Origin of the sequence: Pseudoxanthomonas suwonensis (genome assembly GCF_010093235.1) — a bacterium.
Taxonomy (GTDB): domain Bacteria; phylum Pseudomonadota; class Gammaproteobacteria; order Xanthomonadales; family Xanthomonadaceae; genus Pseudoxanthomonas; species Pseudoxanthomonas suwonensis.
Window position 1 is genome coordinate 58,296 of record NZ_PDWP01000018.1, and the last position, 15,244, is coordinate 73,539.

A 15,244-nucleotide genomic window follows, 5' to 3' on the forward strand; every position below is an offset into this window, starting at 1 on the left:
GGCCGTCCCGCGGCCGGGCACATCGCCCGGCTGCAGGTACAGCGATACGGAAGGAAAGGGACGCGCAGGCGTCCCTTTCCTGTTTCGGGGTCAGCCGCGACCGAACTGCGCGACCAGCCAGGCATCGATCGCGGAGATGCCGCCGGGCAGCGCCGACAGGCGCGCCCAGTGCAGGCTCTCGATCTCCTGGTCCGGCGCATGGGGAAGCCGGCGCTGCAGCCCGCGGGTGGCGAACACCACGCCGGTCAATGGCCACGGCGAGCGCGGCGAGCGGATCCGCAGCCAGCCGGCGACCTGCAGGGCGTCGGCCGCATGTCCGGTTTCCTCCAGCAGCTCGCGCGCCGCCGCGCCTGGCGGCGTCTCGCCCGGGTCGATCCAGCCACCCGGCAGTTCCAGCACGCGGCGGATCGCGTTGCGCACCAGCAGGATCCGGCCCAGGTCCAGCGGCAAGACCAGGACGAAGTCCGGCGCGAAGGTGGGCGCCTGGCCGCGGCCGGCTTCGAGCAGCACCTCGCCGCGCTCGTTGCACGGTGGCGGATCGGGGACGTGGATCTTCGACGGTGCGAACACGGTTGCGCGGGACGTTGCCGGGACGGGCCACGAACACCAGTCCGGGGCCAGTGCATTGTGTCCGAAGCCGATGCCGGCGGACATGCCGCCCGGCGGATAGTGCGCGGCCGATGGCTGGCGACGCGTTACTCCGCCGCCACTACCTGGGAGCAGGCGAGGGCCTGGTCGATCGACACCAGGGTCCAGGCCGGCGGGGTCGCAGCGAGCCGTTCCAGCGGCGGGTCGCCGCGCTTCGAGCTCAGTGCGCCCCGGGCTTGTCGTGCCTGCTGCCGCCGCGGCAGCGCGGCGAGTCCGGCACGCTCGCGTCGGCCTCCCATTCGGCCGGGGTGTAGGTGTGCAGCGCCAGCGCGTGGATCTGCTGCATGAGCGCGCCCATCGCCGCGTAGACCGCCTGGTGGCGCTGGATCGGGCGCTTGCCGTCGAAGGCCTCGCTGACCACCACCGCCTTGTAGTGCGTCTCCAGCCCGCGGCTGTGCATGTGACTCTCGTCCAGCACCTCCAGGTGCAGGGGTTGCAGGGCGGCGAGGGCCTGGCGGATCTGTTCGGCGCGGGTGCTCATGGCGAATGCGGGCGTGGGTCTTCTGGCGAGATGAAGGCGGAATCCCGTGGTTCAAGTGCGGATTGCAGGCGCCATCCGTTCCATCGCTCCGCCGTGCAGTAAGGTACGCCGGATCCGTGGCGCGGGGGAGGCGGGCAGATCGCCCGCCACGGACGCGGGACCAGCGGGGCAGCGAGAACCGGAAGGCGCCGCTGCGCGGGATCGCCGCGGCGTCCGATGGCCATCCGCAGGTGGGGGGGTAGAGCAACCGGCCGCGCTGGATTCCGCGGTCGCCCACCGGGAGTTGCCCTGTCATGGTCCCAGGCCTCGTGCCCGGGTCTTGTCGCGACCCTGCCGAGGTCGCACTGCATCAAGGTCCGGGCGCAGACGACCTTCCGCCTCGAGATCCTGTCGGTGGGATGGCGGCCCGGCCGCGGCGAGTGCGATCACCGGGATGCTTCTGCATCGGGACGGAAACCGCACCGTGCCGTCCGGATTGTGCGCGGCCCGGCGAAGCAGTGCCGGCACTGTCTCCGCGACCGGCATGACGGCCACGCCTGAACCGTTTCGGGGACCGCCACTGCAGGGCGCGATCGCCCTCGCGCAGGGGGTTGACAGGTACTTTCGTTTACGCTTGTAATTCACATCGATTACGGGCGTAAACGGAGGCGTCATGACTGCAGTCGAAATTCCCGTCACCGAAGCAGAGGCCTCGGTCATGGAGGTGCTGTGGGAGTCCAGCCCGCGCAGCTCGGAAGAGGTGGTGGCCGTCGTCGCGCCGGCCACCGGCTGGGCCGAACCGACGATCAAGACCCTGCTCAACCGGCTGCTCAACAAGGGCGCGATCAGCGCCGAGCGCGACGGCCGGCGCTACCTGTACTCGCCGGTGCTCACCCGCGAGGCCTGGGTACAGCAGCAGAGCGAAGGCCTGCTGGCGCGCCTGTTCGGCGGGCGGGTGGCGCCGCTGGTGGCGCACTTCAGCGAGCGTGGAAAACTCTCGGCGGCGGACATCGCCGAGCTCAAGCGGCTGGTTTCCGAACTGGAGGAAGGAGAGGGCGATGGACGCTGACCTGTTCCTGCTGCTGCGCGCCACCCTGGCGCTGACCGGGGCCTGCGCGCTGGTGTTGTGCCTGCGTCGGCCCGCGCGCTTCCTGTGGGGGGTGCAGGGCGCCTACCTGCTCTGGGCCTGCGTGCCGGCAGCGCTGTTGGCGGCGCTGCTGCCGGCCAGCCAGTCCATGCACGTGCCCGTCCCCGTCCCGGCGGAGTGGCTGGCTCCGGCGGAGCCGGCGGAGTCGGCGGCCTCCGTGCAGGCCGCGGGATTCCCGTGGCAGGCCTGGTTGCTGCCGGCATGGCTGGCCGGCGCGCTCGCCAGCGCCGGGGCGATGGCGTGGCAGCAATGGCGCTTCCGGCGCGCGCTGGGAGCGCTGCGCGAATACGGCCACGGCCTGTTCCAGGCCGGCAGTTCCTGCCCGGGCCTGCCGGCGGTGGTGGGCGGGCTGCGGCCGCGGATCCTGCTCCCCGCTGATTTCGAACAGCGCTACAGCGAACGCGAGCGCGAACTGGTCCTGCAGCACGAGCGCCTGCACGTGCGTCGTGGCGACCTGCTGGCCAATGCGGCGGCCGCGCTGTTGCGCTGCCTGTTCTGGTTCCACCCGCTGCTGCCGGCGGTGCTGCGGCGCTTCCGGCACGACCAGGAGCTGGCGTGCGACGCCGGCGTGATCGCGCGCCACCCGGGCCAGAGGCGCGCGTATGCCGAAGCCATGCTCAAGGCCCAGTTGTCGCCCTCTTCCCCCGTCCCGCTGGGCTGCCACTGGCCGCACCGGCATCCACTGAAGGAGCGCATCGAAATGCTCAAGCGTCCGGTCTCCTCGCCGCGGCAGCGGATCGCAGCCGTGCTCTCCGTTTCCCTGCTGGCCGCCGGTACGGCCTGCGTGGCGTGGGCGGCCCAGCCGGCGAGGTCCGCTGCCCCGACACAGGCGCCATCCGCCAGCGGCGCGCCAGCGGCGGTCAGTGACACACAGGCTTCGCCGGCGCCGACGCCCAGGCGGAGCATGGTGCCGCCGCGCTATCCGAGGGAGGCCGCCGAAGCAGGCGTGACCGGGCTGGTGACGCTGTTGCTGGACGTGGATCGGGAGGGCAAGGTGGTTGGGGTCGAGGTGGAGCGCGCCGAGCCTGCGGGAGTGTTCGAGGTTGCCGCGATCGAGGCGGCCTGGCAGTGGCGGCTCGAGCCGAGGGTGGAGGATGAGCCCGGCGTTGCCTACAGGACGCGCGTGCCCATCCATTTCGCAATCGACCAACCGCAGGCGGACGAAGGGGGCGAGTCATGATGGCGTCCCGCAGCCAGCTGGATGCAGGCCGCGCCTGGTGGTGGTGCGTGGTCCTGCTGGCACCGGCCATCGCCGGCTGCGGGACCACCGCAGCCGGCGGACGGACCGACGTCAGCGCCGGCGTGGGCCAGCGCATGATCGTGCCGGAGCGGACGACGCGCTACGCGCTGGCCGACCACGAGGCCTTCGTGTTCCCGCAGGTCATGGCCAACGACTCGCCTGAATTCCCCGAGGATTTCCACCCGCCCAGCCCGTTCGCGGCCACGGTGTGCGCATCCGTGGTGGTGGGCGAGGACGGATCGCTGCGCAACGTGCAGCTGGTCGAGGCGTCGGAGTGCATGGCGCCCGGGGAAGTGCCGGCGCCGCTGGCCACGGCCGTGCGCGAGGCGATGCAGGCCTGGAAATTCGGCCCGGCGATGCTGTGCGAGTACCCCGACGCCGCCACCCGCCAGCGCTCGTGGAACGGCAACGGCTGTTCCGGCCCCGTACGCGAGGCCAGGCCGGTGCCGGTGACGCTGACCTGGGCCTTCACCTTCGAGTTGCGCGACGGCCGGCCGCAGGTGACGGCCACCCGCACGGGCGGCGGCTGATCACTGCTGCAGCATATCCGGGCGGAACAACCGGCGACGGCTGGTCTCGTCGCCGGACACCATGAACCGGCCTTCGCCGCGGTAATGCACGGTGCGCGGCCACTTCGGCCTTGCCGCGACGTGGGCGCGCACCACCTGCCACACGAACAGCGGGTAGTCGTCGTTGATGTGGGTGCGACGCAGGCGGCATTCGAAGCTGGCGTGGCATTCGCCGATGAGCGGGGCATCAACCGCGTCCGCGGGCGAGGCGGTCAGGCCGAAGCGCTCGAACTTGTCGACCTCGGCGCTGCTGCAATTGCCGATCCCGGCCACCGCGTCCAGCAGCGGCGCGGTGGGCAGGTTGATCACGCACTGGCGGCTGCGCCGTGCCAGGGCATGGCTGGTATTGGCATCCCAGATGTAGGTGCCGACCAGGTCGTAGCCGAGCATCATGTGCCAGCCGCAGGTCATGATCGCGCGCTGGCCTTTCCACGCGGTGGTGATGAGGACCAGCGGGCCGGGCTCGAGGAAGCGCCGGACCTTCTCCACCGGGAACGCGGTCTTGCGGGGCAGGGCCATGGGCTGCTCCTGTGCGGTGCCGCGGCCAGCGTGATGCCGCAGGCGGCAACGCTGCGTCAATCCAGCACGTGGATGGCGTCGGCCAGGCGCCGGACCTCGTCGGGGTGGTGGCTGACGTAGAGCATCGGCAGGCGGACCTCGTCGCGCACCTTCTGCAGCCACGGGATCAGTTCCTCGCGGCGGGCCGGATCCAGCGCCGACAGCGGTTCGTCGAACAGCAGCACCGCCGGCTGCGAGAGCAGGGCGCGGCCGATCGCCACGCGCTGGGCTTCGCCGCCGGACAGGTGGCGCGTGCGCCGGTCCAGCAGGTGGCCGATGCCCAGCAGCTCGACCACCGCGTCGAAGGCGAAGCCGGCCTGGCCGCCGCGGTGGCGGCCGTAGAGCAGGTTGCGGCGCACGTCCAGGTGCGGGAACAGGCGCGCGTCCTGGAACACGTAACCGACCTGGCGACGATGGGTGGGCACGTCGATGCCGCGCGCGCTGTCGTACAGCACGCGGCCATCGATCTCGATCCGGCCCGATTCCGGCCTCACCAGCCCGGCGATGGCGTTGAGCACGCTGGTCTTGCCGGCGCCGGACGGCCCGGCGATCGCCAGCACCCGCGCCTGCTCGTCGATCCGCACGTGGCGGTGGAAGCCGCCGCGACGCAGCTGGATGTCGACCTTCAGCATGGCGCGGCTCCGTCGATGGCCTGGGGCACGCTCATTCCTCCTCGCCCCCGCGCTGGCGTCGCACCAGCCATTCGGAGGCCAGCAGCGCGGCCAGCGAGATCGCCAGCGCCACGGCCGCCAGCCGCCAGATCCCGGGCTCGCCGCCGGGTACCTGCATCAGCCCGTAGATCTCCGAGGACAGGGTACGGGTCTCGCCCGGGATGGCGGAGACGAAGGTGATGGTCGCGCCGAACTCGCCCAGCGCCTTGGCGAAACCCAGTGCCGCGCCGGCGACCAGGCCCGGCCAGGACAGCGGCAGGGTCACGGTGAGGAACACCCGCCATGGCGCTGCGCCGAGGGTGGCCGCGGCCTGTTCCAGGCGCCGGTCGACATTCTCGATCGACAGCCGGATCGCGCGCACCATCAGCGGGAAACCCATCACTGCGCAGGCCAGCGCCGCGCCGGTCCAGCGGAACGCGAAGCTGATGCCGAGGGCTTCCTCCAGCCAGCGCCCGAGGGGTCCCTGCTGGCCGAACAGCACCAGCAGCGCGTAGCCCATCACCACCGGCGGCAGCACCAGCGGCAGGTGCACCAGGGCGTCGAGCAGCGACTTCCCCGGGAAGCGCACCCGCGCCAGCAGCCAGGCCACCGCAACGCCGAACGGCAGGCTGGCGATGGCGGCGACCGCGGCCACCTTCAGGCTCAGCGCGATGGCGGTGACTTCGTCCGGGGTGAAGCCGGGCAAGGTCATGCGTGGTCAGTCCCTTGGCAGGAATCCGTGGCGCACGAAGATCGAGCGCGCCGGTGGCGTGGACAGCCAGCGTACGAAATCACGCGCCGGCGTGCCGGCACCGGCCACCGCGGCCACCGGATAGACGACCGGGGGATGGCTGCCGGCGGGAAAGGTGGCGACGACCTGGACCCGCGGCTCGGCCCTGGCGTCGGAGGCATAGACCAGGCCCAGCGGGGTCTCGCCGCGCGCCACCAGCATCAGCGCCGCGCGCACGCTGTCCGCCTCGGCGAGCCGGCCCCGGACTGCCGCCCAGTGGCCCAGCGACTCCAGTGCCTGGCGGCCGTACTTGCCCGCCGGCACGGTGCCGGTGTGGGCGATCGCCAGCCGGCCCCTGCCGCCCAGTGCCGCGAGCACGCTGCCGGGGCGCGACAGGTCCAGCGGGCCGGCCGTCGCGTTGCGTGGCGCCACCAGCACGAGCGTGTTCCCGAGCAGCTCGCGACGCGTGCCTGCGTCGATCCGCCCGCGCTGCTGCAGGTAGTCCATCCATTCCAAGTCGGCTGACACGAAGACCTGCGCCGGCGCGCCCTGTTCGATCTGCCGCGCCAGCGCCGAGCTGGCCGCGTACGACACCCGCACCGGCGTGCCGCTTGCGCGGGTATAGGCCGCGGCCGCTTCGTCCAGCGACTCCTTCAGGCTGGCGGCCGCGAATACCGTCAGTGCCGCGGGCTGTCCGGCTGCACGGGCGGCCACGGGCTGGACCGACGCCGCCAGCGCGAGGAGCGCGGCAAGGAAGGAGCGCAGCAGGACGGACAGGCTGGGCATGGCGTTCTCCGGTGGGGGGGCGGCGAAGGCGTCTTGCTCTGGACCTTGCAGGGCCACGCCTGCGCGGTGGCCCGGGCATCCAGACTAAGCGGAGCGGCGTCGACGTGCAGCCCAGGCCGGTTCCGTCACCGCTTCCCGCCCAGCGTGGCCTCGAGCACTTCGACCAGGCGTGCCGCGCCAAGGCGCAGCTGAGTTTCCTGGACCGGCAGCTGGGCCGCCACGTAGGCATCGTCGATGACGTGGCCCTCCGGATACACGCCAGGCGCCACGGACGCGCGGCAGGACTCCTCGACCCACGGCACCGGGAACCCGGCGCGTGGCGGACGGCCGATGGAGGCGACCTTCGGCGCGGGCAGGGCGCGCAGGCGCTCCAGCCAGGCGTCCTCGCCGAGGTTGCGGGTGCGCATCAGGCCGCTGTCCCACAGCGAATGCAGGTTGGTGCCCTTGCCGCGGTAGTTGACCTGGTAGTCGTTGCCGCCGCGGTCGTGGCGGTTGCCGGCATGCAGCGGCTGGTGGGCGTCGCCTGCCAGGTGCACGACGAACTTCAGCGCCTGCAGGCGCTCGGCATCGCTGCGCGTGCGGTCGGCGAGGATGCGGGCCTGCGCTTCCAGCGCTTCGTTGACGCAGGCGCCGTCGGGGCAGTGCGCATCGCGTTCGTAGCGGCAGCCGGCCTCGGCGATGTTGACGTAGTGCCACGGCGCCGAGCGGCGGCCCAGGGCGGGATCGGAGCCACGCAGGTTGTCGGCCCAGTTGGCGATGCCGGCCAGGGTCGGCTCCTGCTCGCCCTGCAGCAGCCGCGCCACCTCGGCACGGGTAGCGGGCGAAAGGCCTTCCTCGGCCAGGCGTGCGACGAGCCGGTGGCCCAGCGGGCCCCATGCATGTGCCGGCATGGCGACGGCGATGGACAGGAAAAGGCCCGGCAGCCACGCGAGGCGGCGCCGGGCCCGGTTCGGACGGTTGGAAGCGGTGCGGGACATCATCGGTCAACTTTAACCGACTGTCCCGCACCACCGCCTTTCCCCGCCAAGGGAACCTGTCGGGCTCAGAACTTCATGACGTACGAGGCGCCGTACACCAGCGGGTCGATGTTGGCGGTGCCGAGCTTGGCGCCGTCGACCTTGACGTCGGTGTCGATGTCGGCCCAGCGCACGTCGACGCGCAGCGAAGCCTTCTCGCTGACCTTGAAGTCCACGCCGGCGTGCGCGGCCAGGCCGAAGGAGTCGTCCAGCTTCAGCTTGCTGCCGGACAGGATGCCGGTGGTGTCCTCGCTGAAGAAGGTGGTGTAGTTGATGCCCACGCCCAGCAGCGGCGAGACCTTGCCCGCGCTGTTGAAGTGGTACTGCAGCGCGATGGTCGGCGGCAGGTGCTTGGTCTCGCCGACCTTGCCCACGCCCTTGATCGCGATGTCGTGCTTGAACGGCAGCGCGCCCAGCACCTCGATGCCCAGGTTGTCCTTGATGAAATACTCGAAGGTCACGCTCGGCTTGAAGTCGCTGTCGACGTCCAGCGGCAGGGTGCCGTTGGCCAGCTTGCCGTTGTCGGACTTCGGGGCGACCTGGTGCAGGCCGACGCCGAGGGTCCAGTCGCCCGCGGACTGGGCGAAGGCCGGGGCGGCGAGGGCGGCGAGGGAAGCGACGACCAGCGGGAGGAGCTTGTGTTTCATCGGTAACACTCTGCGTGTTGGGTGTGGCGCAAAGTCTCCGCCCGGCCCGGCGGGGCCGCCTTGATTCCAGTCAAGCCGGGGCCACGGGGCCTGCGGGGCCCGGTGCTAGAATGGCCGTCCGTTCGATCCACCCCCTTCATCCACCACGGGCCGCGCCCGGGCGCGGCGTCAGGAGTCCATCAGAATGGCGATCAAGGTAGGCATCAATGGCTTCGGCCGCATCGGCCGCAACGTGCTGCGTTCCGCCGTGCAGAACTTCGGCGACGACATCGAGATCGTCGCGATCAACGACCTGCTCGAGCCCGACTACCTTGCCTACATGCTCAAGTACGACTCCGTGCACGGCCGCTTCAAGGGCGACGTGCAGGTCGAGGGCAACACCCTGGTGGTCAATGGCAAGAAGATCCGCCTGACCCAGGAGCGCGATCCGGCCAACCTGAAGTGGAACGAGGTCGGCGCCGACGTGGTGATCGAGTCCACCGGCCTGTTCCTGGACAAGGCCAGCGCGCAGAAGCACCTGGATGCCGGCGCGAAGAAGGTGATCCTGTCGGCCCCGTCGAAGGACGACACCCCGATGTTCGTCTTCGGCGTCAACCACGACACCTACGCCGGCCAGGCGATCATCTCCAACGCCAGCTGCACCACCAACTGCCTGGCGCCGCTGGCCAAGGTGATCCACGACAAGTGGGGCATCAAGCGTGGCCTGATGACCACCGTGCACGCCGCCACCGCGACCCAGAAGACCGTCGACGGCCCGTCCAACAAGGACTGGCGCGGCGGCCGCGGCATCCTCGAGAACATCATCCCGTCCAGCACCGGCGCGGCGAAGGCCGTGGGCGTGGTGATCCCGTCGCTGAACAAGAAGCTGACCGGCATGTCGTTCCGCGTCCCGACCTCGGACGTGTCGGTGGTCGACCTGACCGCGGAGCTGGAGAAGCCGGCGACCTACGAGGAGATCAAGGCCGAGATCAAGGCGCAGAGCGAAGGCGCGCTGAAGGGCATCCTCGGCTACACCGAGGACAAGGTGGTCGCCACCGACTTCCGCGGCGACACCCGCACCTCGATCTTCGATGCCGACGCCGGCATCCAGCTCGACCCGACGTTCGTCAAGCTGGTGGCCTGGTACGACAACGAGTGGGGCTACTCCAACAAGTGCCTGGAGATGGTCCGCGTCGTCGCCGCCAAGTAACAGCGTCGGCCACGGAACGGAAAGCCCCGGCAATGCCGGGGCTTTTTCTTTGCGCCGGAGCGGGCCAGGGCGCCGGCAGGTCCGGCCGGGCGCGCTGGCGCGGATGGTCGTTCGACCGGCCAGGGCGGGTCGGTGCAGTACGGGCCCCGGGCGGCGGCGATCGATCCGGATCGGCAGCTGAATGGCATGCATGGAGTCCAGCGCCGGCCGGGCCCCGCGCTCCGGTAGCATGCGGGCGGCCGGGGGAGTTGGCTGGCGGATCCACGACGTGGGGGGGAGGGGCGCTTGGAAGCGATCATCATGCTGGTGGTCTTGGCCGTGCTGGCGGTGCCGGTGGCACTGGTCCTGCTGCTGTTGGCCGTGCTCGGCCTGAAACGCCGGGTCGCGGACCTGGAACGTGCCGTGGACGCGCTCCAGCAGGCCCCCGCCGCGCCAGCGTCTGCCGCGGCTCCGGGCCGGCCAGCCCCGGCCCAGGCATCCGGACCGGCCGTGGCTGAGCCGGTGCGCCCACGGGCGGTCGATGCGACGCCCGCGGCCGCCGTGGCGCAGGCGCCTGCCAGCGACGCGATGCCGCCGCCACTGCCGGCCGCGCGCGCCACCACGCCGATGTCCCCGGGTATGGCCGGACCCCGGCGCCGGCCGAACGCCGAGAACGTCGTGCTGCGCACGGTGAAGCGCTGGTTCACCGTCGGCAACGTGCCGGTCAAGATCGGCGTGCTGGTGGCGCTGGCCGGTGTCGCGGCCCTGATCAAGTACGCCAGTGACCAGGGCCTGTTCCAGGTTCCGCTGGAGCTGCGCCTTGCCGGCATCGCGGCCGCCGCGGTGGGCGCGCTGGTCTTCGCCTGGCGCCGGCGCGAGCACAACCGGGTATTCGCCCTGAGCGTGCAGGGCGGGGCGGTCGGAACCCTGCTGCTGGTGGTGTTTGCCGCGTTCAAGCTGTACGACCTGCTTGATGCCGGTCCGGCCTTCGGCCTCAGCGTGGTGCTGGTGGCCGGCGCCGCCCTGCTGGCGGTGCTGCCGAACTCGCAGGCCCTGGCCGCGTTCGCGCTGCTGGCCGGTTACCTCGCGCCGATCTGGCTGTCCACCGGCAGTGGCAACCACGTCGCCCTGTTCTCCTACTACGCGCTGCTCAACGCGGCGGTGGTCGCGATCGCCTGGTTCAGGTCGTGGCGGCTGCTCAACCTGCTCGGCTTCGTGTTCACCTTCGGCATCGGCACCCTGTGGGGCGCCAGCGCCTACGTGCCGGAGAAGTACGCCAGCACCCAGCCGTTCCTGGCGCTGTTCTTCGTGTTCTACCTGCTGGTGCCGCTGCTGTTCGCGCGGGGCAGGCCGGAAGGCAGGCGCGACCTGGTCGACGGCTGCCTGGTGTTCGGCACGCCGCTGGTGGCCTTCTCGCTGCAGGCGGCGCTGCTGGAGGGCGAGGGCCTGCCGCTGGCGTTCTGCGCGCTGGGCCTGGCTGCGCTGTACGCGGCGCTGGCGTGGATGCTGCTGCGCCGTCGTGGCTACGAGGTGCTGGGCCAGTCCCATGCGGTGCTCGCGGTCGGCTTCGCGACCCTCGCGGTGCCGCTGGGCCTGAGCGCGCGCGCCACCGCCAGCGTGTTCGCGCTGGAAGGCGCAGGCCTGGTGTGGCTGGGCCTGCGCCGGGGGCGCCTGCTGCCACAGGGCAGTGGCGTGGCCCTGCAGCTGGCCGCCGCGGTGGCACTGCTGTTCGGCTACGACCACGCGCACGGGGACCTGCGCCCGGTGCTCAATCCCACCGCCATGGGCATGCTGCTGGTCGCGGTCGCCGGCCTGGCCAGCGCCTGGGCGGCGCGCGCGCACGGGCAGACGGTGCCGGCGGCGATGTTCTACCTGTGGGGCATGGCGTGGTGGGCCGGCGACTGCGCGCACGAGATTTCGCGCTTCGTCGATCCGGCTTTCCGCGCCGACCTGGCACTGGTGCTGGCCGGCGCGACCGGCTGGCTGGCGGCGGAGGTGCATCGCCGCCGTCCGGCCGCGCTGCTGGCGCAGACCCTGCTTGCGGCCGTCGTGCTGGCCGTGCCCCTGCTGTTCTGGCAGGCGGAGTCGCACCAGCATCCGCTGGGCGGCCGCTTCGGTGCGCTGGCATGGCTGGTCTTCGGTGCGCTGGGCGTGCGCGGCCTGGCCTGCCTGCGCCTGGATGCCGGTCGCAGTGCCGCCGCGGCGCAACTGGCCTGGTGGCTGCTGGGGACGCTGCTGGCCTCGGTGGAAGGCTACTGGATCGCGCTGGAGGCCGGCCTTGGCCAGGGCTGGGCGTTCACGCTGCCGGTCCTGCCGTGGCTGGTACTGGTAACGCTCGGCCTGTCGCACTGGAACTGGCTGGCGCTGCCACGCGATGGCGGGGTTGCCGCCGCGGCGCGCACGCCCGTCCTGTGGCTGGGGTTCGCGGTTGTCGCCGCGATCTGGCTGGTGATGCTCAACCGGCCATTGTCCCCCGCGCCGCTGCCGTGGCTGCCGCTGCTCAACCCGGCCGAGCTGGCGCAGCTGGCGGCGCTGGCGCTGGCGGCCGCCTGGCTGCGTTCGCCATATGCACGGGGCCTGGAGCACCTGCGTCCGGTCGTGCTCGCCGGCGGCGGCTTCCTGCTGCTGAGCGCATCCACCCTGCGCAGCGTGCATTACTGGGGCGACATCGCATGGAACGCACGCCTGCTCGGTACTGGCCTGGCCCAGACCAGCCTGACCCTGGTCTGGAGCGTGCTGGGCGTGCTCGGGTGGGTACTCGGCTCGCGCCATGGCCGGCGCGGTCTGTGGATGGCCGGCGCCGTGCTGATGGGCGTGGTCCTGGCCAAGCTTGTCCTCGTGGACCGCAGCCACCTGGGCAACCTGACCGGCATCGTGTCTTTCATCGCCTATGGCGTGCTGTGCATGATCGTGGGCTACCTCGCCCCGGCGCCGCCGCGCACGGCCGCCAACGTGGAGAACGCATGAGCAAGGTTTCGCTGTACGCACTGGCCCTCTCGGCCGCGCTTGCCACCGTCGCGACGCATGCGGCCGCACCGGAACAGGACTACGCCCGCGAATGGCCGTTGCAGCTGTCCCGGGAGGACGCTGGCGCCTACCGGGTGGTGCTGGACCAGGCCGTGTACCTGGGCGCCCACGACCGCGCCCTGCGCGACGTGGAGGTGTTCAACGCCCAGGGCCAGCCGGTGGCCGCCGCGGTGCTGTCGCCGGCCCAGCCGCTGGCGCAGGCGCCGCGCACGCTGGAGCTGCCGTGGTTCCCGCTGCCGGCGCAGGAGGGCAGCGGGGGCGGCAGCGACATCCATCTGATCGCCGAACGCGATGCGGACGGCAGCATCCGCCGGGTCGAAGCCGGGATCGGCACCCGCGCCAGCGCGGGCGGTCCGGGGCGTTGGCTGGTCGATGCCAGCGGCGTGCGCGAACCGGTGCGCGCGCTGCTGCTGGAGTGGGAGGATCCCGCGCAGCCGCTGCAGGCCGGCTACCGGGTCGAAGGCAGCGACGACCTGCGCAGCTGGCGCACGCTCAACGGCAGCACCACCCTGCTGGACCTGGAGCGTGGCGGCGAGCGCCTGCGCCAGGGGCGGATCGCGCTCGATGGCCAGGCCCGCTACCTGCGCCTGCTGCCGCTGCGCGCCGGGCCCGGACCGGTGCTGACCGCGGTCTCGGCGGAACTGGCCCCGCCTCCGGCCCAGGTGCAGTGGGAATGGCTTGAGCTGCATGGCGAGCGCCGCAGCGTGGGCGGGCGCGAGGGCTTCGAGTTCCGCCTGCCTGGGCGGTTCCCGGTGGAGCGGGCCGACGTGCACCTGCCGGGCAACAGCGCCGTGCAGTGGACCCTGCACAGCCGCGAGGAGGACGACGCCTCCTGGACCTGGCGCGCAGGACCGTGGGTCGCCTACCAGGTGGGCGGCGACGCCGCGGGCGCGCGCTCGGAGCCGCGCGCGCTGGCTGCTCCCGTGCGCGACCGCCAGTGGCGCCTGGTGCCGAACACCCCCGTGGGCGACGACGTCCCCGTGCTGCGCCTGGGCTACCGTCCCGAGGTCGTGGGGTTCCTCGCCCAGGGCGAGCCTCCGTATGCGCTGGCCGCCGGCAGCGCCCGCGCGCAGCGCGCCGAGGCGCCGATCCGTCCGCGGCTGGAGGCCGTGCGCGCCCAGCGTGGCCCGGACTGGGAGCCGGCCCTGGCCTACCTGGCCGATGAGGCACGGGAGCTGGCCGGCGACCGCGCGCTGGAGCCGGCGGTCGAGCACGACTGGAAGAGCTGGTTGCTGTGGGCCCTGCTGGTCGGCGGTGCGGCGCTGGTGGCCCTGCTGGGCATGAGCCTGCTGCGGTCGCCCCGGCAGCCTTCCTGAGCGCCAGGTTTGCCGGCGCCGCGCGCTGCCGGGAAAATGCTGGCACCACGCGCGCCGGCCGGCGTCGCGATCCCGATCCCCCACACAGAGACGTGAGCATGACGATCATCCGGATGACCGACCTCGACCTGACCGGCAAGCGCGTGCTGATCCGCCAGGATCTCAACGTGCCGATCGACAACGGTCGCATCACCTCCGAGCAGCGCATCACCGCCTCGGTGCCGACGCTCAAGCTGGCGCTGGAGAAGGGGGCCGCGGTGATGGTCACCTCGCACCTGGGCCGGCCGAAGGAAGGCCAGTGGAGCGAGGCCGATTCGCTGGCGCCGGTGGCCGCGCGCCTGTCCGAGCTGCTCGGCGTGGACGTGCCGCTGGTGAAGGACTGGGTCGACGGCGTCGAGGTCAAGCCTGGCCAGGTCGTGCTGCTGGAGAACTGCCGCATGAACGTCGGCGAGGGCAAGGACGACGAAGCGCTGGCGAAGAAGTACGCCGCTCTGTGCGACGTGTTCGTCATGGATGCCTTCGGCACCGCGCACCGCGCCCAGGCCTCGACCCACGGCGTGATCCGTTTCGCCCCGGTCGCCGCCGGCGGTCCGCTGCTGATGGCCGAGCTGGACGCGCTGGACAAGGCGCTGGCCAGCCCGGCGCGCCCGCTGCTGGCCATCGTCGCCGGCAGCAAGGTCTCGACCAAGCTGGAGCTGCTGACCAACCTGGTCGGCAAGGTCGACCAGCTGATCGTCGGCGGCGGCATCGCCAACACCTTCATCGCCGCGGCCGGCTACAACGGCGGCAAGTCGCTGTACGAGGCCGACCTGCTGGACACGGCGAAGAAGATCGCCGCCGATGCCCAGGCGCGCGGTGCGCAGATCCCGCTGCCGGTGGACGTGGTGGTGGCCCCGGCCTTCGCCGCCGACGCGCCGGCCACGGTCAAGCCGGTCGACCAGGTCGGCGCCGAGGACATGATCCTGGACATCGGCCCGCAGACCGCCGCGCAGTACGCAGGGCTGATCAAGGCCGCCGGCACCGTGGTCTGGAACGGCCCGGTGGGCGTGTTCGAGTTCGATGCCTTCGGCAAGGGCACCGAGACCCTGGCCCGCGCCATCGCCGAGTCCAGGGCGTTCTCCATCGCCGGCGGCGGCGACACCCTGGCCGCGGTCGACAAGTACGGCATCGAGAAGCAGGTCAGCTACATCTCCACCGGCGGCGGTGCCTTCCTCGAGTTCCTGGAGGGCAAGACCCTGCCGGCGGTGGCCGCGCTGGAGGCGCGCGGCGGCTGAGCCTGGCG

Annotated in this window: 15 protein-coding genes; 7 read left to right on the forward strand and 8 right to left on the reverse strand. The window is 71.9% G+C overall.

Annotation, left to right across the window (positions count from 1 at the left end; genetic code table 11):
- Positions 1-90: 90 nt before the first annotated feature.
- A complete protein-coding gene (locus tag CSC68_RS10225) occupies positions 91-654 on the reverse strand; it encodes an NUDIX hydrolase (protein ID WP_246193525.1) in 564 nt (187 codons plus the stop codon).
- Positions 655-808: 154 nt separating this feature from the next.
- Positions 809-1,129 carry a BolA family protein gene (locus tag CSC68_RS10230; RefSeq protein WP_162203454.1) on the reverse strand — a complete coding sequence of 107 codons (321 nt, stop codon included), beginning with the start codon at positions 1,127-1,129 and terminating at the stop codon, positions 809-811.
- A gap of 652 nt (positions 1,130-1,781) precedes the next feature.
- Here CSC68_RS10230 and CSC68_RS10235 point away from each other — a divergent pair.
- Genes CSC68_RS10235 through CSC68_RS10245 form a run of 3 tightly spaced genes read left to right on the forward strand, consistent with a single transcriptional unit; the run spans position 1,782 to position 4,025 of the window.
- On the forward strand, positions 1,782-2,177 hold the full coding sequence (locus tag CSC68_RS10235) for a BlaI/MecI/CopY family transcriptional regulator (RefSeq protein ID WP_425501239.1): 396 nt from the start codon (positions 1,782-1,784) through the stop codon (positions 2,175-2,177).
- Entirely contained in the window at positions 2,167-3,435 is a 1,269-nt protein-coding gene (locus tag CSC68_RS10240; protein WP_162203455.1) for a TonB family protein, read from the forward strand. The genes CSC68_RS10235 and CSC68_RS10240 overlap by 11 nt, the downstream gene beginning before the upstream one ends.
- On the forward strand, positions 3,432-4,025 hold the full coding sequence (locus tag CSC68_RS10245; protein WP_246193526.1) for an energy transducer TonB: 594 nt from the start codon (positions 3,432-3,434) through the stop codon (positions 4,023-4,025). Before CSC68_RS10240 ends, CSC68_RS10245 begins: the two co-directional genes overlap by 4 nt.
- Here the strand turns inward: CSC68_RS10245 and CSC68_RS10250 are convergent, their stop codons facing one another.
- From CSC68_RS10250 to CSC68_RS10275, 6 genes are all read right to left on the reverse strand, one after another.
- Positions 4,026-4,583: a flavin reductase family protein gene (locus tag CSC68_RS10250; RefSeq protein WP_162203456.1), complete on the reverse strand. Its 558-nt coding sequence runs from the start codon at positions 4,581-4,583 to the stop codon at positions 4,026-4,028. It abuts the gene before it with no gap.
- 56 nt (positions 4,584-4,639) lie between these two features.
- Positions 4,640-5,254, reverse strand: a complete 615-nt coding sequence (locus tag CSC68_RS10255) for a molybdenum ABC transporter ATP-binding protein (RefSeq protein ID WP_162203457.1) — start codon at positions 5,252-5,254, stop codon at positions 4,640-4,642.
- A gap of 31 nt (positions 5,255-5,285) precedes the next feature.
- Positions 5,286-5,978, reverse strand: coding sequence for a molybdate ABC transporter permease subunit (modB, locus tag CSC68_RS10260; RefSeq protein WP_162203488.1), 693 nt, complete (start codon positions 5,976-5,978; stop codon positions 5,286-5,288).
- Positions 5,979-5,990: 12 nt separating this feature from the next.
- Positions 5,991-6,788, reverse strand: coding sequence for a molybdate ABC transporter substrate-binding protein (gene modA / locus CSC68_RS10265; protein ID WP_162203458.1), 798 nt, complete (start codon positions 6,786-6,788; stop codon positions 5,991-5,993).
- Between the two features lie 125 nt (positions 6,789-6,913).
- The gene (locus CSC68_RS10270) at positions 6,914-7,765 is read right to left on the reverse strand and encodes a S1/P1 nuclease (RefSeq protein WP_246193527.1); all 852 of its coding nucleotides are present in this window, start codon (positions 7,763-7,765) and stop codon (positions 6,914-6,916) included.
- Between the two features lie 65 nt (positions 7,766-7,830).
- Positions 7,831-8,451 carry an OmpW/AlkL family protein gene (locus CSC68_RS10275; protein WP_162203460.1) on the reverse strand — a complete coding sequence of 207 codons (621 nt, stop codon included), beginning with the start codon at positions 8,449-8,451 and terminating at the stop codon, positions 7,831-7,833.
- 184 nt (positions 8,452-8,635) lie between these two features.
- Between CSC68_RS10275 and gap the strand changes: the two genes are divergently transcribed.
- The 4 genes from gap to CSC68_RS10295 all read left to right on the forward strand — a co-directional run bounded on the left by gap (position 8,636) and on the right by CSC68_RS10295 (position 15,236).
- Complete coding sequence (gene gap / locus CSC68_RS10280) at positions 8,636-9,640, forward strand: type I glyceraldehyde-3-phosphate dehydrogenase (RefSeq protein WP_162203461.1); 1,005 nt, start codon at positions 8,636-8,638, stop codon at positions 9,638-9,640.
- A gap of 285 nt (positions 9,641-9,925) precedes the next feature.
- Positions 9,926-12,586: a DUF2339 domain-containing protein gene (locus CSC68_RS10285; protein WP_170296350.1), complete on the forward strand. Its 2,661-nt coding sequence runs from the start codon at positions 9,926-9,928 to the stop codon at positions 12,584-12,586.
- Positions 12,583-13,962 carry a DUF3999 domain-containing protein gene (locus tag CSC68_RS10290; protein WP_162203462.1) on the forward strand — a complete coding sequence of 460 codons (1,380 nt, stop codon included), beginning with the start codon at positions 12,583-12,585 and terminating at the stop codon, positions 13,960-13,962. Before CSC68_RS10285 ends, CSC68_RS10290 begins: the two co-directional genes overlap by 4 nt.
- Positions 13,963-14,060: 98 nt before the next feature.
- The gene (locus CSC68_RS10295) at positions 14,061-15,236 is read left to right on the forward strand and encodes a phosphoglycerate kinase (RefSeq protein WP_162203463.1); all 1,176 of its coding nucleotides are present in this window, start codon (positions 14,061-14,063) and stop codon (positions 15,234-15,236) included.
- The last annotated feature ends 8 nt before the right edge of the window (positions 15,237-15,244 follow it).

Excerpts from the sequence above, each read along its gene's own strand:
- CSC68_RS10225 (WP_246193525.1), bottom strand. The coding sequence starts at position 654 with ATGTCCGCCGGCATCGGCTTCGGACACAATGCACTGGCCCCGGACTGG.
- CSC68_RS10230 (WP_162203454.1), bottom strand. The coding sequence starts at position 1,129 with ATGAGCACCCGCGCCGAACAGATCCGCCAGGCCCTCGCCGCCCTGCAA.
- CSC68_RS10235 (WP_425501239.1), top strand. The coding sequence starts at position 1,782 with ATGACTGCAGTCGAAATTCCCGTCACCGAAGCAGAGGCCTCGGTCATG.
- CSC68_RS10240 (WP_162203455.1), top strand. The coding sequence starts at position 2,167 with ATGGACGCTGACCTGTTCCTGCTGCTGCGCGCCACCCTGGCGCTGACC.
- CSC68_RS10245 (WP_246193526.1), top strand. The coding sequence starts at position 3,432 with ATGATGGCGTCCCGCAGCCAGCTGGATGCAGGCCGCGCCTGGTGGTGG.
- CSC68_RS10250 (WP_162203456.1), bottom strand. The coding sequence starts at position 4,583 with ATGGCCCTGCCCCGCAAGACCGCGTTCCCGGTGGAGAAGGTCCGGCGC.
- CSC68_RS10255 (WP_162203457.1), bottom strand. The coding sequence starts at position 5,254 with ATGCTGAAGGTCGACATCCAGCTGCGTCGCGGCGGCTTCCACCGCCAC.
- modA (WP_162203458.1), bottom strand. The coding sequence starts at position 6,788 with ATGCCCAGCCTGTCCGTCCTGCTGCGCTCCTTCCTTGCCGCGCTCCTC.
- CSC68_RS10270 (WP_246193527.1), bottom strand. The coding sequence starts at position 7,765 with ATGTCCCGCACCGCTTCCAACCGTCCGAACCGGGCCCGGCGCCGCCTC.
- CSC68_RS10275 (WP_162203460.1), bottom strand. The coding sequence starts at position 8,451 with ATGAAACACAAGCTCCTCCCGCTGGTCGTCGCTTCCCTCGCCGCCCTC.
- gap (WP_162203461.1), top strand. The coding sequence starts at position 8,636 with ATGGCGATCAAGGTAGGCATCAATGGCTTCGGCCGCATCGGCCGCAAC.
- CSC68_RS10290 (WP_162203462.1), top strand. The coding sequence starts at position 12,583 with ATGAGCAAGGTTTCGCTGTACGCACTGGCCCTCTCGGCCGCGCTTGCC.
- CSC68_RS10295 (WP_162203463.1), top strand. The coding sequence starts at position 14,061 with ATGACGATCATCCGGATGACCGACCTCGACCTGACCGGCAAGCGCGTG.